The 16,587-nt window shown below is 64.8% G+C and carries 17 protein-coding genes and 2 tRNA genes; 13 read left to right on the forward strand and 6 right to left on the reverse strand.

Going from position 1 to position 16,587, the window contains the following annotated elements; genetic code table 11:
- Positions 1–11 precede the first annotated feature (11 nt).
- The 12 genes from iscA (at position 12) to AVAK2825_RS17825 (ending at position 7,669) form a co-directional block, all read left to right on the forward strand.
- On the forward strand, positions 12–335 hold the full coding sequence (gene iscA / locus AVAK2825_RS17770) for an iron-sulfur cluster assembly protein IscA (protein ID WP_092739252.1): 324 nt from the start codon (positions 12–14) through the stop codon (positions 333–335).
- 66 nt (positions 336–401) lie between these two features.
- Positions 402–920, forward strand: a complete 519-nt coding sequence (gene hscB / locus AVAK2825_RS17775) for a Fe-S protein assembly co-chaperone HscB (protein ID WP_284401309.1) — start codon at positions 402–404, stop codon at positions 918–920.
- A gap of 81 nt (positions 921–1,001) precedes the next feature.
- Positions 1,002–2,873, forward strand: a complete 1,872-nt coding sequence (gene hscA / locus AVAK2825_RS17780) for a Fe-S protein assembly chaperone HscA (RefSeq protein WP_284401310.1) — start codon at positions 1,002–1,004, stop codon at positions 2,871–2,873.
- Positions 2,874–2,889: 16 nt separating this feature from the next.
- Complete coding sequence (fdx, locus tag AVAK2825_RS17785; RefSeq protein WP_284401312.1) at positions 2,890–3,228, forward strand: ISC system 2Fe-2S type ferredoxin; 339 nt, start codon at positions 2,890–2,892, stop codon at positions 3,226–3,228.
- On the forward strand, positions 3,228–3,956 hold the full coding sequence (dnaQ, locus tag AVAK2825_RS17790; protein ID WP_272569130.1) for a DNA polymerase III subunit epsilon: 729 nt from the start codon (positions 3,228–3,230) through the stop codon (positions 3,954–3,956). The genes fdx and dnaQ overlap by 1 nt, the downstream gene beginning before the upstream one ends.
- Before the next feature lie 25 nt (positions 3,957–3,981).
- Positions 3,982–4,056 (forward strand) — tRNA-Val (locus AVAK2825_RS17795).
- Between the two features lie 41 nt (positions 4,057–4,097).
- Positions 4,098–4,172: transfer RNA gene (locus AVAK2825_RS17800), tRNA-Val, on the forward strand.
- Positions 4,173–4,318: 146 nt separating this feature from the next.
- The gene (locus AVAK2825_RS17805) at positions 4,319–5,374 is read left to right on the forward strand and encodes a histone deacetylase family protein (protein ID WP_284401356.1); all 1,056 of its coding nucleotides are present in this window, start codon (positions 4,319–4,321) and stop codon (positions 5,372–5,374) included.
- A complete protein-coding gene (locus AVAK2825_RS17810) occupies positions 5,371–6,474 on the forward strand; it encodes an NAD(P)/FAD-dependent oxidoreductase (protein WP_284401315.1) in 1,104 nt (367 codons plus the stop codon). The genes AVAK2825_RS17805 and AVAK2825_RS17810 overlap by 4 nt, the downstream gene beginning before the upstream one ends.
- Positions 6,475–6,599: 125 nt before the next feature.
- Positions 6,600–6,908 carry an ElaB/YgaM/YqjD family protein gene (locus tag AVAK2825_RS17815; protein WP_272553263.1) on the forward strand — a complete coding sequence of 103 codons (309 nt, stop codon included), beginning with the start codon at positions 6,600–6,602 and terminating at the stop codon, positions 6,906–6,908.
- A 43-nt stretch (positions 6,909–6,951) separates the two neighbouring features.
- Positions 6,952–7,347 carry a phage holin family protein gene (locus AVAK2825_RS17820; protein ID WP_272569133.1) on the forward strand — a complete coding sequence of 132 codons (396 nt, stop codon included), beginning with the start codon at positions 6,952–6,954 and terminating at the stop codon, positions 7,345–7,347.
- A 4-nt stretch (positions 7,348–7,351) separates the two neighbouring features.
- Positions 7,352–7,669, forward strand: coding sequence for a hypothetical protein (locus tag AVAK2825_RS17825; RefSeq protein ID WP_284401317.1), 318 nt, complete (start codon positions 7,352–7,354; stop codon positions 7,667–7,669).
- Positions 7,670–7,745: 76 nt separating this feature from the next.
- Here AVAK2825_RS17825 and AVAK2825_RS17830 read toward each other — a convergent pair whose 3' ends face one another.
- On the reverse strand, positions 7,746–8,816 hold the full coding sequence (locus AVAK2825_RS17830; protein ID WP_284401319.1) for a quinone-dependent dihydroorotate dehydrogenase: 1,071 nt from the start codon (positions 8,814–8,816) through the stop codon (positions 7,746–7,748).
- A gap of 36 nt (positions 8,817–8,852) precedes the next feature.
- On the opposite strand from AVAK2825_RS17830, the gene rpiA reads away from it, so the two are divergent.
- Positions 8,853–9,542, forward strand: a complete 690-nt coding sequence (rpiA, locus tag AVAK2825_RS17835) for a ribose-5-phosphate isomerase RpiA (RefSeq protein WP_284401320.1) — start codon at positions 8,853–8,855, stop codon at positions 9,540–9,542.
- Between the two features lie 116 nt (positions 9,543–9,658).
- On the opposite strand, the gene AVAK2825_RS17840 is transcribed toward rpiA, so the two are convergent.
- The 5 genes from AVAK2825_RS17840 to AVAK2825_RS17860 form a co-directional block, all read right to left on the reverse strand.
- The gene (locus tag AVAK2825_RS17840; RefSeq protein WP_284401321.1) at positions 9,659–10,294 is read right to left on the reverse strand and encodes a glutaredoxin domain-containing protein; all 636 of its coding nucleotides are present in this window, start codon (positions 10,292–10,294) and stop codon (positions 9,659–9,661) included.
- A 42-nt stretch (positions 10,295–10,336) separates the two neighbouring features.
- Complete coding sequence (locus AVAK2825_RS17845) at positions 10,337–12,376, reverse strand: M3 family metallopeptidase (RefSeq protein ID WP_284401323.1); 2,040 nt, start codon at positions 12,374–12,376, stop codon at positions 10,337–10,339.
- A 58-nt stretch (positions 12,377–12,434) separates the two neighbouring features.
- On the reverse strand, positions 12,435–13,286 hold the full coding sequence (gene folD / locus AVAK2825_RS17850; protein WP_284401325.1) for a bifunctional methylenetetrahydrofolate dehydrogenase/methenyltetrahydrofolate cyclohydrolase FolD: 852 nt from the start codon (positions 13,284–13,286) through the stop codon (positions 12,435–12,437).
- Between the two features lie 82 nt (positions 13,287–13,368).
- A complete protein-coding gene (locus AVAK2825_RS17855; protein WP_092739228.1) occupies positions 13,369–13,995 on the reverse strand; it encodes a response regulator transcription factor in 627 nt (208 codons plus the stop codon).
- The gene (locus AVAK2825_RS17860; protein WP_284401328.1) at positions 13,992–16,550 is read right to left on the reverse strand and encodes a PAS domain-containing sensor histidine kinase; all 2,559 of its coding nucleotides are present in this window, start codon (positions 16,548–16,550) and stop codon (positions 13,992–13,994) included. The genes AVAK2825_RS17855 and AVAK2825_RS17860 overlap by 4 nt, the downstream gene beginning before the upstream one ends.
- Positions 16,551–16,587: the final 37 nt, after the last annotated feature.

Here is a 16,587-nt window from a genome sequence, read left to right on the forward strand (position 1 = left end):
GGCGAGGTGACATGGCGATCACATTGACCGAAGCTGCGGCCCGACATGTGAGCCGCTATCTCTCCCGTCGCGGCAAGGGCGTCGGGGTTCGGCTGGGCGTGAAGACGACAGGTTGCTCCGGTTTGGCTTACAAGCTGGAGTATGTGGACGAGCAGGGACCGGAAGACATGGTGTTCGAAGACCATGGTGTGAAGGTGCTCATCGATCCCAAGAGCTTGGCCTATATCGATGGCACCCAGCTGGATTTCGTGCGCGAGGGGTTGAACGAAGGCTTCAAGTTCAACAATCCCAACGAGCGAGACCGGTGTGGCTGCGGAGAGAGCTTCCGGGTTTGACCTTTCTATCCACGCTGGTTGCAATGAACCGCCAACGCGTTCCGTGCTGGCGGTTTTTTTCTTGACATGAACCTTCAATCCGACGACTTCGAACTCTTCGGCGTGCCGCGCCAATTCGCGCAGGATCGCCCGGCCCTGGATGCCCGTTGGAAAGAGTTGCAGCGCGAAGCCCATCCTGATCGATTTGCCATGCATGGCCCCTCGGCGCAGCGCCTGGCGATGCAATGGTCGGTGCGCATCAACGAGGCATACCAACGCATCAAGGACCCCCTCAAGCGCGCGGCCTATCTGTGCGAACTGGGCGGCGCGTCGATCCGGGCCGAAGACAACACGGCCATGCCCACCGATTTTCTGATGCAGCAGATGGAATGGCGCGAGACGCTCGACGACGCGGCAGATCCCTCTTCGCTCGATGCGCTGGACCAGGCGGTTCGAAACGCGCGCGCTGCAGCGCTGCAGCGTTGCGAGCAGCTTTTGGATGGGCAGCGCGACTACGCCGCCGCCGCGAACGAAGTCAGAGCCCTCATGTTCATTGCGCGATTTGCCGACGATATCGACCGCCGCAGAGACGCACTGGGACAATAGCGCCTGCCTTTATTGATTGATCGATCGATCGAATGGATGCGGCAGCCAGTGCATGCCGCCTCCCACCTAGAAAAAGACCCCATGGCGCTTTTGCAGATTTCAGAACCCGGCCAATCTCCTGACCCGCACCAGCGGCGCATTGCCGTGGGCATCGATTTGGGCACCACCCATTCCCTGGTGGCGGCTGTGCGCAACTGCGTGGCCGAGTGCCTGCCCGACGACCAGGGCCGCGTGTTGCTGCCGTCTGTCGTTCGCTACTTGGCAGAAGGCCGCCGCCAGATCGGCTACGAAGCGGTGGCAGCCCAGGCGCAGGACGCGGGCAATACCATCGCGTCGGCCAAGCGGTTCATGGGGCGCAGCCTGCAGGATATTGCCCATCCCGAAAAGCTCCCCTACGACTTTGTCGAAGCGCAGGATGAAGGCGGCGGTGGCATGGTCTCCCTGCAAACCGTCGACGGCGCCAAGTCGGCGGTGGAGGTCAGCGCGGAGATCCTGGCGACGCTCCGTTTCCGTGCCGAAGACAGTTTCGACGACGAGATTTTCGGTGCGGTCATCACCGTCCCGGCTTATTTCGATGATGCGCAGCGCCAAGCCACCAAGGACGCAGCGCGTTTGGCGGGCTTGAATCTGCTGCGGCTCATCAACGAGCCGACCGCCGCCGCCATTGCCTACGGCCTCGACAATGCCAGCGAAGGCGTCTATGCGGTGTATGACCTCGGTGGTGGCACGTTCGATGTGTCGATCCTGCGGCTGACCCAAGGGGTGTTCGAAGTGATTGCCACGGGGGGAGACTCCGCTCTGGGGGGCGACGATTACGATGCGGCGCTGGCCGATTGGGTGCTTCAGCAGCAGGGCTTGGTGGCCGTCACGGCCCAGGAGAAGGCCGCCGTTCGGCTGGCCGCACGCGCGTGCAAAGAGGCGCTCAGCGCTGCCGAGACTGCAGCCTTCGTCGCCGAGGTATCGGGCGCCAGCATCGACGTCCCCGTGCACCGTGCCGATCTGGAAGCGGCCACGGCGGCGCTCACCCAGCGTTCGATTGCGGCGGCGCGCCGGACCCTTCGCGATGCGCAGCTGTCTCCCGAAGAGGTGCAAGGCGTGGTCATGGTGGGTGGCTCGACGCGCATGCCGCAAGTGCAGCGCGCAGTGCAATCGTTCTTCGGAACGGAACCACTGAACAACCTGAATCCGGACGAGGTCGTCGCACTGGGTGCCGCCCTTCAGGCCAACCAGTTGGCGGGCAACAATCCATCGGGCGACATGCTGCTGCTGGACGTGATTCCTTTGTCGCTCGGCATTGAAACCATGGGCGGACTGGTCGAGCGCATCGTGTCTCGCAACGAAACCATTCCCACCGCCAAGGCGCAGGACTTCACCACGTACAAGGACGGCCAGACCGCCCTGGCCATTCATGTGGTGCAAGGCGAACGCGATTTGGTGGCGGATTGCCGGAGCTTGGCGCGGTTCGAACTGCGCGGCATTCCACCGATGGCCGCAGGCGCGGCCAGGATCCGGGTCACGTTCACCGTCGATGCCGATGGCTTGCTCAACGTGAGCGCGAAAGAGCAGGGCAGTGGCATCGAAGCGCGCGTCGACGTTAAGCCTTCCTACGGCCTGTCGGACGACCACATTGCACGCATGCTGCAAGAAGGCTTTGCAACGGCCGCGCAGGACATGCGGGCGCGGTCGCTGGTCGAAGCGCGCGTGGATGCCGATCGCATGTTGATGGCCACCCGCAGTGCGCTGGATTCTGATGCCGATCTGCTCGAAACCGACGAACGCGAAACCATTGAAGCACTGATGCTGGCCTTGCAGCAGGCGCGTGAACTGGACGACGCGGCAGCGATCGAGGCGGCGACCCAGGCCCTGGCCCACGGGACCGAGGCATTCGCGGCGCACCGCATGAATCGCGGAATCCAGCAGGCCCTTGGCGGCAAGAACGTGCAAACCCTTTAAACGACGATCCAGCCCCATGCCCGTCATCAAAATACTGCCCCATTCCGAGTACTGCCCTGCGGGCGCCGACATCACGGCGCCTTCCGGTACCTCGATCTGCGAAGCCTTGCTCGACAACGGCATCAAGATCGAGCATGCCTGCGACATGAGTTGTGCCTGCACGACCTGCCATGTGATCGTGCGTGCCGGGGGAGCGTCCCTCAATGAGGCCGAAGAGGAAGAAGAGGACCTGCTCGACCGCGCCTGGGGCCTGGAGCCACAGTCGCGCCTGAGTTGCCAGGCGATTCTTGCCCAGAGCGACGTGACGGTGGAGATCCCCAAGTACACCATCAACCACGCCAAGGAGAACCACTGATGTCGCGTCAGATCGTTCTGGACACGGAAACCACCGGCCTGTCTGCCGAAGGCGGCGACCGCATCATCGAACTGGGATGCGTGGAACTGCTGAACCGCAAGCTCACCGGCAACAACCTGCACCTGTACTTCAATCCAGGGCGCGACAGCCATGAAGACGCTCTCAAGGTGCACGGCATCAGCAACGAATTCCTTCGGGACAAGCCGAAGTTTGCGGAGATGGCCGACGACATCCTGCAGTACCTGCAGGGTGCGGAAATCATCATCCACAACGCAGCCTTCGACGTGGGCTTCCTCAACAAGGAACTGGAACTGACGGGCCGCCCCGGCTTCAAGACGTACGTCGAAAGCGTGACCGACACGCTGGTGATGGCCAAGGAGATGTTCCCTGGCAAGCGCAATTCTCTGGATGCCCTGTGCGACCGGCTCGGCGTCGACAATTCCGGCCGCACGCTGCACGGCGCACTGCTGGATGCGGAACTGTTGGCCGACGTCTACATCAACCTGACGCGCGGGCAGGACCCGTTGCTGATCTCTGACGAAGAAAGCGACACCAAGTCCGGCATTCGTGTGGCGCCGATCGATCTGAGCGCGCTGGTTTTGCAGGTGCTCACCGCCAGCGAGCAGGAACTGTCGTTGCACGAGGAGACGCTGGCCCACATCGACAAAGCCAGTGGTGGAAAAACAATTTGGCGAATTGAGTCTTCGGTAGAAAAAGCTGTGCAATAATCATGGGCTTGTCGCAAGACAACACGGGTGATTAGCTCAGCGGTAGAGCACTGCCTTCACACGGCAGGGGTCACATGTTCGATCCATGTATCACCCACCAGTGTTTTTTGAATCAGAAGTGCATCGCATGGCTGATTCAATGGGTGATTAGCTCAGCGGTAGAGCACTGCCTTCACACGGCAGGGGTCACATGTTCGATCCATGTATCACCCACCACATCAACCCCTGCAGGCTTTGTCTGCAGGGGTTTTTTGTTGCCTGCTTAGTGATGGATGAGGCCTCGCCGGATGCCCGCCGCCAATGGGTTTGGCGCGCTGCGTTCGGCCACAATCGATGGTTTCGATTTCCGAGGCCGCCAGACGATGCTCACTTTTCACAATCCCCTGCACAACGCCCATGCCCCGGTGCATGAGTTCTTTCGTGGCGAACGGGTGCCGTGCTTCGAGAAGCCGGCGCGCCAGGATTATGTGGAGCAGCGTCTGAAAGAGTGTGGCCACGCGCTACTGCCGCCCAATGTCGACAGCGCTGCCGTGTTGAAGCAAATCCATGCCGAGCGGTACCTGTCCTTCCTCCAGACCGCGTGGCCGCAATGGCTGGCGCAAGACCCGGCGAATGCCACTGTTCAGCCGTTTCCCTCGGTGTGGCCGGTTCGCACGTTGCGGTCGGACATCGAACCCGCGAATTTCACGGCGCGCTATGGCTTGTATTCGATGGACAACGGGACGCCGCTGGCCGAAGGCACTTGGGCCGCGGCCAAGGCCGGCGCGGACGCGGCTGCCAGTGCCGCTTCCTCGGTGGCCAGCGGCGCCGCGGGGGCCTCCTTTTGCGTGACGCGGCCGCCCGGCCACCATGCGGGGCCGGACTTCATGGGAGGCTACTGTTTTCTCAACAACGCGGCCGTCGCAGCCCAGACGCTGCGCAACTCCGGCATGCCTCGCGTGGCGGTGCTGGATGTGGACTACCACCACGGCAATGGCACCCAAAGCATTTTCTACGAGCGTTCGGACGTGCTGTTCATCAGCATCCATGGCGACCCGATGACCGAATACCCTTTTTATTTGGGCCATGCGGACGAGACCGGCCACGGTGCCGGAGCGGGCTTCAACCTGAATCTGCCGCTGCCCGCCGGCACCGGGTTCGACGCATGGTTTGCCGCGTTGGAAAAGGCCTGCAAGGCCATCCTGGCTTACGGTCCGCAGGCGGTGGTGGTCTCCCTGGGCTTGGATACGTTCGAGGGGGATCCCATCTCGCGCTTCTCCTTGGCATCCCAGGACTTTTCTCGGATCGGGCAGCGCCTGGCACAACTGAACCTGCCGACCGTGTTCGTGCTGGAAGGCGGCTATGCCGCGGCGGAGCTGGGCCTCAACACGGTGAACGTGATCGATGGGTTCGAAGCGCAAGGCCGGCAGCCATCATGACCGAGTCGGTGGATTGCGTCATCGTCGGCGCGGGGGTAGTGGGCTTGGCCGTTGCGCGTGCCCTGGCCTTGCGGGGGCGCGAGGTGCTGGTGCTCGAGGCCGCCAATGCGATTGGCACGGGCACCAGCTCCCGCAACAGCGAAGTGGTGCATGCGGGGATTTACTACCCCCAAGGATCGCTCAAGGCCCGGCTTTGCGTGCAGGGCCGCGACATGCTCTACGCGTACTGCGAGGCGAGGGGCATCGCGCACCGGCGCTGCGGCAAGCTGATCGTTGCCACGTCGGACGAGCAGCGGGCATCGCTGGAAAGCATCCAGCAAAAGGCGCATGCCAATGGCGTCACCGACCTGCAATGGCTGACGCGGGAACAGGCCCGGGCCTTGGAGCCCGCGCTGGAATGCGTGGCGGCACTGCTGTCGCCCAGTACCGGCATCGTGGACAGCCATGCATTCATGCTCTCGCTCCAAGGCGATCTGGAGCACCAGGGCGGCATCGTGGCACTGAATTCGCCTCTGGCGCATGCAGTACTAGGGGGTGATGCTATCGTTTTGAAAGCAAGCGACGGTACACGCTTGAGTGCCCGCACGCTGGTGAATGCCGCAGGCCTGCAGGCGCCCGATCTGGCCAAGCGGTTCCATGGCCTCGATCCGCGCCATGTGCCAACGGCCCAGTACGCAAAGGGCAGTTACTTCACGCTGACGGGCGCATCGCCGTTTTCCCGCTTGATCTACCCCGTTCCCGAAGCGGCTGGCCTGGGCGTGCACCTGACACTGGACATGGGACACCAAGCCAAGTTCGGTCCCGACGTGGAGTGGGTGGGCTCCGCCTACGACCTGTCGGTCGATCCTGCGCGCGGCGAGGCGTTCTATGCGGAAGTGCGCCGGTATTGGCCGGGCCTGCGGGATGGCGCCCTGGTGCCTGGCTATGCAGGCATTCGGCCCAAGATCCACGGGCCGGGCGAGTCCGCAGCGGACTTTTGCATCCAAGGCCCTGAAACGCATGGCATGGGTGGGCTCATCCAGCTGTTCGGCATCGAGTCACCAGGCCTTACCAGTGCCCTGGCTCTGGGCGAGCATGTCGCAGATCAAGTCTCCCGCTGACTTTCTCATCCAAGCGGCCATGGCCTACGGCCGTATGTAAAGCGTGTGACTAAGATGGGACATCCGCCTACAGCCCGGCTGTATGGGGCGGATTACCTTTATTCCATGCTATGAAAGGCTTCTTCATGACTTCTGCATCCAACACGCTTTCTTCCGCGCAAAACGAACTGGAAAAGCTGGTTTCTGACTTGCGTGGCCTTTTGTCCAGCAAGGATCTGGACAGCGTTCCGGAAATCAAGCAACTGCGCCAGCGCCTGGACGATGGCATCCACTCGGTGCGTGACTCCGCTGTGCGCGCTGCCCAGGATGCGGCCTACCAAGCCAAGGAAGCCGCACGCGCTGCTGACCAATACGCCCATGACGAACCCTGGCGCGTGGCCACCGCTGCCTTGGCAGCAGGTGCCCTGGTCGGCTTCCTGCTGGCACGCCGTTAATCCCCATTAAAAACAATGACCTGATGGCTCAAGAGAGGCTCGCATGAATTGGTTGGCACTTCTGGGATTGGACGGCTGGGTTGCGCGATGGCGCGCTGCTGTCATCGAAGGGGCCATTGCTGCGGAAGACCGGCTGGATCTGGTGAGGCTCGAATGGGCCGAGCAGAAGCGGCGTTTGGGCTTGATGGTCATGCTGGTGGTTGCCGTGGGCGGTCTCACGGTCGTCACCCTGGTGCTGGCGTCACTCGCTGTTTTGGTGCAATTCTGGGATTCGCCCCAGCGCACGATGGTGGGCTGGCTGGTGGCGGGCACTTGGCTGGTGCTGTGGGCCGGGGCCTTGATCGGATTGATCTCCGTGGCCAAGCAGGCGGGCAATGCATTTGCGCTGACGCGGCAAGAACTGGCGCAGGACTGGCGCGACATCAAGGAAAGGCTCTGAGCCCATGACATCCAGATCACAAGATGGCTCTGTTTCCCTGAGCGATCGACAACAAAAAATTCTAGAGCGCATTGCGTTGCAGCGTCAGCGTCTGCGGGCAAGGCGCGCCGCACGATCCCAGGCCATGCAAGTGCAGGCCGCACAAGACGAACGGCAAGCTGCCGACTCGGACACCTCGATGACCATCCGGCTGCTCGCCTTCGCGCGATCGCATCCCGCCGCCATTGCCGTGGTGGCCGGACTGGCGGTGGTGGCGGGGCCGGCCCGGCTGATTCGGTGGGCGAGTCTGGCCATGCCGCTGATCATGCAAATGCGGCGTTGAGGCTGCGCCTCGCACGCGTCGTAAGTAAGCCTTGCGTGGAACGAAAGGACCCTTTTGGGTCCTTTTTGCATTGGCTTCAGCGCATGGCCTTGATCGCCCGGGCTGCCTGCGGAACCAGCGAAGGGCCTTGGTAGATGAGGCCGGTGTAGATCTGCACCACATCGGCGCCCGCCTTGATCTTGCTCACCGCGTCGTCCGCACTCAGAATGCCGCCCACGCCGATGATCGGAAATTGAGACCCCAATGCCTGCCGAAGTTGGCGGATCACCCGATTGCTGGCTTCCAGCACCGGCGCGCCGCTGAGCCCCCCGGTTTCTTCGGCATGCTGCATTCCCTTGACGGCATCTCGGGCAATTGTGGTGTTGGTGGCCACGACGCCGTCCATCCCGTGGCGCTGTAGTGTGGCCGCAATCAGCTCAACCTGGGCCGCGTCCAGATCGGGGGCGATCTTGACGAACACCGGCACGCGGCGAGGAGTCCCCTGGGCATTGGCATGGCGCTGGGCAAGGGCTTCCCGCCGCTCTGCGATGGCACCCAGCAGCGCATCCAGGGCTGCATCGCTCTGCAAGGCGCGAAGGTTCTGCGTGTTCGGTGAGCTGATGTTCACCGTGACATAGTCGGCGTGGGGATAGACGCCGTCCAGGCAGGCCAGGTAGTCCGCAGTGGCGTTCTCGATCGGCGTGGTGGCGTTCTTCCCGATGTTCAATCCCAGCAGCATGGGGTGTTTGCGCGCCTGGGTGCGAAAGCGCGCCTGCTGCACGTTGTGCAGGAAAGCGTCCAGCCCTTCGTTGTTGAACCCCAAGCGGTTGATGAGCGCATTGGCCTGCGGCAGCCGGAACATGCGTGGTTTGGGGTTGCCCGGCTGGCCCTTGGGCGTGACGGTGCCGACCTCGACGAATCCGAAGCCCATGGCACCCAGTGCGTCGATACAGCGGGCGTTCTTGTCGAGGCCCGCGGCCAACCCGACCCGGTTGGGAAAGGTCAGGCCGGCCAGCGTCACGGGATCGTCCACGGTGTCGTTGCACCAGGCCCATTGCAAGGGCGTGCGTTGGCCGCGCGACAGCATGTCCATGGTCATGTCGTGGGCGGCTTCGGCATCCATGCCGAAAAGAAGAGGGCGGGCGAGGGCGTAGGGGATCAAGGACATGGGGATAATTCGGTGAACTACTCCCGATTTTCCCCCATGACGACACCTTCACCCCTCACCCAAGAAGAACTCAAGGCCTTGGTCGGCCAGGCGGCCCTGCAATACGTCGTGCCCGGCGAGATCGTCGGCGTCGGCACCGGCTCCACGGTGAACCATTTCATCACCGCGCTGGCCACCATCAAAGACCGCATCCGGGGCGCCGTGTCCAGCTCCGAAGCCAGCACCCAGCGGCTGAAAGCCTTGGGGATTCCAGTGTTCGATGCGAATGAAGTCGAGTCCCTGGCGGTCTACATCGACGGCGCCGACGAGATCGACGGGCAGGGCCACATGGTCAAGGGCGGCGGCGCTGCGCTCACGCGCGAAAAGATCGTGGCGGCCCTGGCCCGGCAGTTCGTGTGCATTGCCGACGAGTCGAAGCGGGTGGATGCCTTGGGCCAGTTTCCGCTGCCCGTGGAAGTGATTCCCATGGCGGCTCAGCAGATTGCCCGCCGCTTCTCGGCCCTTGGCGGCCAAGCCACGCTGCGCCAGAAAGACGGCGCGCCTTTGGTGACGGACAACCAGCAGCACATTCTGGATGTGCGTGGCCTGCGCATCACCGATCCGCTGGCTTTCGAGTCGGAGGTGAACCAGTGGCCGGGCGTCGTGACCGTGGGCGTGTTCGCGCACCAGAAAGCCCATGTGTGCCTGCTGGGCACGGCGCAGGGCGTACGCACCGTTCAATACTGAAAACCCTCAGGGCCGGGCCGTTACCTGCCTGGTGGCCTGGTACCGAATGGGACTGAAGGCAGTGCTGCAATCTGCGCAAGTGACGCCGCAACCGGCCTGCCATGCCGGATGCCGCGTCAGAACGTGATGCCTGCCGGGTTGCTTGGCGTTCTGCCGCCATTGCCGCTCGGTGCGGTGGGGCGCGGTGCTTCGGCCGGCGCGGCAGGTGCTGCCGTCGCTGGGGGGCTTGCCGGCTTGGCCGCGACCATCGGCGCCGCGGGGGCCCGGCGATAGTTCGGGGGCAACTGCGACTGCTTGGGGTAGCCGGCCGCGTCGAGGTACTGTACCCACTCGCTGTCCGAAAAGCCCACGAGCTGCTGCGAGCCGATGGTGCCGAAGGGCAGATTGGTGGAGCCGCTGAGGCGCTTGAGCGCATCGGCGTCTTCTTCGGTGTTCACGGTGCGTTCGGTGAACGGCACGCCGCGGTTCACCAGCAGGTTGCGCGCACTCACGCACGGCGTGCAGTCGTTGCCGGTATAGAGCGTGACCGGAAAACGGTTGGCGACCTGCTGCAGTTCATAAGGCAGGGCCGGGCCGCTGGCGCGTCCGCCGCCCACCTGGGCCGGTGGGGTCTTGGCATCGGGCGCGCGGTCCGAGAAGGTCACCTTACCATCGGGGCCGACGATGCGGTACACCTGCTGTGCCTGGGCGGGCAGGGCGGTCACGGCCAGGAAGGTCGAAGCCAGCGCGAGGGCGAAGAGCGGTTGCTTCATGTCGTAGGACTCCAAAGGGAACAGTCTCGGGTATCGATGGGCTCAAGCGTTGCCGGCCATGCCCTGATGGCGCAGCAGCGCATCCAGGCTGGGCGCGCGGCCTCGGAACGCCTTGAACGACTCCATGGCCGGGCGGCTGCCGCCCGCTTCCAGAATGGCCTGGCGGTAGCGGCGCCCGGTCTCGGCGCTGGGCAGGCCGTCCGCGCCGGCCGTCTCCTCGAACGCGGCATAAGCGTCTGCGCTGAGCACTTCGGCCCATTTATAGCTGTAGTAGCCTGCGGCATACCCGCCTGCGAAGATGTGGCTGAAGGTGTGGGCGGTGCGGCTGAAGGCCGGCGGCGTCAGCACCGACACCTCGCTGCGGACCTGGGCCAGCAAGGGCATGAAGTCCTGCGACGGGTCGTGCGAGGTGTGCAGCAGCATGTCGAACAGCGCGAATTCGATCTGCCGCAGCGTGCCCATGCCGCTCTGGAAATTCTTCGCCGCGATCATCTTGTCGAACAGCGCGCGCGGCAGCGGCTCGCCAGTCTCCACATGGGCGGTCATGTGCTTGAGCACGTCCCATTCCCAGCAGAAGTTTTCCATGAACTGGCTGGGCAACTCGACCGCATCCCATTCGACGCCGCTGATGCCCGAGACATCGCGCTCGTTGATCTGGGTGAGCATGTGGTGCAAGCCGTGGCCGAACTCGTGGAACAGCGTGATGACGTCGTCGTGGGTCAGCAGCGGCGGCGCGCCGTTCACGCCTTCGGCGAAGTTGCACACCAAGTGCGCCACAGGCGTTTGCAGCTTGCCCGTGTCGGGGCGCAGCCAGCGGGTGCGCACATCGTCCATCCAGGCGCCGCCGCGTTTGCCGTTGCGCGCCGGCTGGTCCAGGTAGAACTGGCCCACGAGCTCCGTGCCACGCTCGATGCGGTAGAACTCCACGGCCGGGTTCCAGACGGGCGCGCTGTCGCGGCGAATGGCCACTTCGAACAGCGTCTCGACGATCTTGAACAGGCCGGCCAGGGCCTTGGGCGCGGTGAAATACTGTTTGACCTCCTGCTCGCTGAAGGCGTAGCGCGCTTCCTTGAGCTTCTCGGAGATGTAGGGCCAGTCCCAGGCCTGCGGATCGGCAATGCCGAGATCCTTCGCGGCGAACTCGCGCATGTCGGCCACGTCTTTTTCGGCGTAGGGCCGGGCACGGCGGGCCAGGTCGCGCAGGAAGTCGATCACCTCCTGGGGCGAGTCGGCCATCTTGGCGACGACCGACACCTCGCCGAAATTGGCGTATCCCAGCAGTTGCGCCTCTTCCCTGCGCAGTGCGAGGATCTCGCGGATGAGGGCGCTGTTGTCGAAGCGTTTGGCATCGCCTTCGGCCTGGTCCGAGGCCCGGGTGACATAGGCGCGGTACAGCGTTTTGCGCAGGGCGCTGCTGCGGGCGAACTGCATCACCGGCAGGTAGCAAGGCATCTTGAGGGTGAGCTTGTAGCCGGCTTTGCCCTCGGCTTGCGCGGCGGCCAGTGCGGCCTGCTTCACGTCGTCGGGCAACCCGTCGAGCTCGTCCTCCCGGGCGTAGTAGGCGAAGGCGTCGGTGGCGTCGAGCGCGTTTTCGCTGAACTTCTGGCTGAGTTCCGCCTGGCGTTCCTGGATCTGCGCGAAGCGTTCGCGCGCCGCCCCCTGCAGCTCGGCGCCCGACAGCACGAAGTTGCGCACGGCGTTGCGCAAGGCCTGGCGCTGCTCGGTGTTCAGCGTCTGCGGATCGATGGCCTTGTATTTGGCATACAGGCGTTCATCGGCGCCCAGGCGGGTCCAGAACTCGGTGACGCGGGGCAGGGCCTCGTTGTAGGCCGCGCGCAGTTCGGGGGTGTCGGCCACGCTGTTGAGGTGGCTCACCGCGCCCCAGGAGCGGCCCAGCGCTTCCGTCGCGACATCCAGCACCTCGGCGATCGATTCCCATCGCGCCGGAAAGTCGGGCGCCGTGACGGTTTCCAGTGCCGCGCTCGCACGTTGCAGCAGCACATCGACTGCCGGGGCCACGTCGCTGGGCTGGATGCGGTCGAACAGGGGGAGGTCGGAAGGGGCGAGGAGGGGATTGCTCATGCGCGGATAGATGGCGTTGGATGGGTCAGGTTCAAGCCGGCCGTGGCAGCAAAAATGGTCAGGCGGCTGCGCGCTCCGCAGCTTCGAGCGTGTTGACGAGCAGCATGGTGATGGTCATGGGGCCGACGCCGCCGGGCACGGGCGTGATCCAGCCGGCCACCTCGCTCACGCCGGAAAAGTCCACGTCGCCGCAGAGCTTGCCTTCGTCGTTGCGGTTCATGCCCACGTCGATCACCACCGCGCCGGGCTTGACCATGTCGGCCGTGAGCACGTTGCGCTTGCCCACGGCGGCCACGATCACGTCCGCCTGCAGGGTCTGCGCCTTCAGATCTTGCGTGGCGCTGTGGCACACGGTCACGGTGGCGTTCTTTTGCAGCAGCATGAGCGCCATCGGCTTGCCCACGATGTTGCTGCGGCCGATGACCACCGCATGCTTGCCCTGCAGCGAGTAGCCGATGGATTCGAGCATCTTCATGCAGCCATAGGGCGTGCAGGGCCAGAAACCGGGCATGCCGGTCATGAGCGCGCCGGCGCTGGCGATGTGAAAGCCGTCCACGTCCTTGGCGGGCGAGATCGCCTCGATGACCTTCTGCGCGTCGATGTGCGCGGGCAACGGCAACTGGACCAGGATGCCGTGGATGGCCGGGTCGTTGTTCAGTGCCTCGACGCGGGCGAGCAGCTCGGCCTCGCTCATCGCGGCATCGTACTTTTCCAGCACCGAATGCAGCCCGCTGTCCTCGCAGGCCTTGACCTTGTTGCGCACGTAGACCTGGCTGGCAGGGTTGTCGCCCACCAGCACCACGGCCAGGCCGGGGACGGTGCCGCGCGCTTTCAGGGCAGTGGCGCGCTGGGCCACTTCGGTGCGCAGTTGACGGGAGAGGGCGTTGCCGTCGATCAGTTGGGCTGTCATTCGTCGAGAAACTCAGGTTGGCAATGAAAACGGCTGCCTGCCGGCGTTTTGATTGTGCTGGCAGCTATCAAATCAGGAGCAATCAGCCTTTGGGCGCGTTCTGGCCGAGGGCGATCTTGAGCAGGTCGGCCACGGTGTTGGCGTTCAGCTTTTCCATGATGTTGGCGCGGTGCGCCTCCACGGTCTTGATGCTGATGCCCAGGTCGTCGGCGATCTGCTTGTTCAGGCGGCCGGCGACGATGCGCTCCAGCACCTGGGCTTCACGGCCGGTCAGTTTGGACAGCAGGGCGTCGCGGCTGGCGGCCTGCTGGTGGCCGGCGAACGATTCACGCGCCCGGTCGAGCATGCGGTCCACCAGGCCCACGAGCTCTTCCTCGTTGAACGGCTTCTGGATGAAATCGAGCGCGCCTTTCTTCATGGTGTTCACCGCCATGGGCACGTCGCCGTGGCCGGTGATGAAGACGACGGGCAGGGGGGACTTGCGTTCGAGGAGCCGGTCCTGCAGTTCCAGGCCGGTCATGCCGCCCATGCGGATGTCCACGATGAGGCAGGCGACTTCGCGGGGGTCGTAGCGCGAGAGGAAGGATTCCGCCGAATCAAAGCAGCGCACCCGATAGTCCTTGCCTTCCAGCAACCACTGCAGGGAGTCGCGGACGGCTTCGTCGTCATCCACGACGTAGACGGTGCCTTTTTTCGGAATCAAGCTCATGCAGGGGTCCTTGGATGTGATGCGTTTGCTACAGAATTCGTAGTGGCATCCGCAGGCTGCGCCAGCGGAAGCCAGAAGGAGAACCGGCAGCCGGTGACCTCCGGGCCATTGTAGAGGTTCTCCGCCTGCATCCTCCCCTGGTGGGACTCGACGATGCTGCGGCACAGGTTCAGGCCCATGCCCATGCCTTCCTGCTTGGTGGAGAAGAAGGCTTCGAACAGATGCTCCAGCACTTCGGGGGCCAGGCCCTTGCCGGTGTCCTGCACCGTGAACTCGATCACCTCGCGGCCTTCGACCTGGCGGGGCACGACGCGCAGCTCCACGCTGCGCCGGGGCGGCGGGCGCTGGGCGTGCTCGATGGACTCGGCGCCGTTCTTCATCAAGTTGACCAGCACCTGCTCGATCAGGATGGTGTCGGCCATCACCTGGGGCAGCCGCGCCGCCACGTAATGGGTCAGGCGCACGTTGTGCCGGCGCAGTTCGATGTCGGCCAGCTCGACCGCCTCGCTGACCATGGTGTGGACGTCCGCCAGGGCGCGATTGGGCTCGCTGCGCTTCACGAAGGCGCGGATGCGCTGGATGATCTGCCCCGCGCGCTGCGCCTGATGGGCCGTCTTTTGCAGCGCGGACAACAGCGCCTCTTCGGTGATCTGGCCGCTCTCGATGCGTGAGACCATGCCGCTGCAGTAGTTGCTGATGGCGGTGAGCGGCTGGTTCAGTTCGTGCGCCACGCTGGAGGCCATCTCGCCCATGGTGATGAGCCGGCTGACCGACTGGGCGCGCTCGGCCTGCCGCGCGGCCTGTTCCTCGGCCTGGCGGCGCGGCGTGATGTCGGTGGCGATCACCATCTGGGCCAGGCGCCCGTCCACCCAGTTCAGGTAGCGTGATCGCACTTCCAGCCACTTGCCCAGGTCCGGCAGGTAGATCTCGGCGTTTTCGGACCGGGCGCTGGTGAGCGGATCGGTCGGCAGGCCCATCAGCCCGTCCTCGTCGTCCATGCCGCGCGCGCTGGCAGTGGTGGAGGGCAGCACGCCCGCCTGCGCGACCAGTTGCAGGTGCCCGCCCGTTTGCGAGCCGAACCACTGGCGGTACAGCTTGTTGGCGAACAGCAGTTCCTCGCTGCCCAGCGGTGCGACCGACACCGAGGCATCGAGCGACTCCAGCACGATGGTGAAGCGCTCGTGCGATGCGGACAGCTGCTCGCGCACGCGATTGGGCTCGGTAATGTCGGTCATCGACGTCATCCAGCCGGTCTGGTGGCCATGGGCGTCGATCAGGGGCGAGACATACAGGCGCGCGTCGAACAGCGTGCCGCTCTTGCGTTTGACCCGCACCTGGAATCCGCCCAGCGTGACCTTGCCGCTCAACTCGTCGCGCAGCTTGGCGTGCAGCGCTTCGTGGTCGCTCTCGGGCCAGTAGGTGTAGGGCGGCGACTGGCCGACCAGATCGGCCTCGTTCCAGCCCGTCATCTGGCAGAACGCGGCGTTCACATAGGTAATGCGCCCTTGCATGTCCAGGGCGCGCATGCCGGTGAGGATGGAGTTTTCCATCGCCCGGCGGAAGTTGGTTTCGGCCACCAGCGCCTGCTGGGCCTGCATGCGCCGGCGCGTGTGGCGCCAGGTGGCGATCAGCAGCCAGGCCGTCATGGCGCTCAGCGTGCCCACCAGCCAGAAGAGCCCGCTGCCCACCACGCCGAGCGAAGTGCGGTAGGCCTGCGCGCGCAGCACGAGGCCGTTGCCCACGGGCGAGACCGGCACCTCGTATTCGTTGGCGCGCGCGGTCCACGGCAGCAGCCCGGAGGCGCTGCGCGGCGTGAGCGCGCTGCCCGCCAGCACCTGGTCGTGCCCGTCCAGCATGGTGACGGCGTAGCGCGCCAGCACCTCGGTCGGCGTGCCGTAGCGCAGCAGGCTGTCGATGGAATATTCCGCCAGCACCACGCCGGTGAACTTGCCCTGCGCGGCCAGCGGTACCTGCAGCTGCAGCAGCGGGGCGGTCTCGCCTTCGGTGCCGTTGGGCTGGGCGTACACGGGCTGCTGCAGGTCCCGGGCGAGGCTGAAGGTATCGGCGGTGTCGCCGTTCCTAAGCACCTCGCCTGCCACGCGCAACTGGCCGCTGGTGACGGTGGGCGCCGCATGGCTGGCGCGGATGCGGCGGCGGTCGTCGATCCAGCTGATGGCCTGCAGTTCAGGGTACTGGCTGATGAGGCCTTCGGCACGCGCCACGAAGTCGGCACGCTCCAGGTCCTGGTTGGAGAGGTCGCGCGCGATGCGCATGATCTGCTCCTGCCGCTCCAGCAGGCGCAGCCGCACGCGCTGCTGCGCGTATTCCACGTCGCGCTTGAGGGCTTCCTGCTCGCGCTCGCCTTCTTCCATGCGCAAATACCAGAAAGCCGCCACGATGGCCGCCAGGAACATCAGTACGGCGGCCAGTGGCGCGAGGGCCGCGAAGCGGTCCTGGCGGGTAGGGGAGAGGCTGCGCCACCAGGTGCGCCACCAGCGCACCGGGGCGACCACAGCGGGCCCGGTGGCCGGGGGCGGAGAAGGCGGACGTTCCATGGGCGGAGTGTAGGGGAGCACTGGAGGCCTTCTTCCG

The sequence above is a fragment of the Acidovorax sp. SUPP2825 genome (assembly GCF_030158995.1).
GTDB lineage: Bacteria > Pseudomonadota > Gammaproteobacteria > Burkholderiales > Burkholderiaceae_C > Paracidovorax.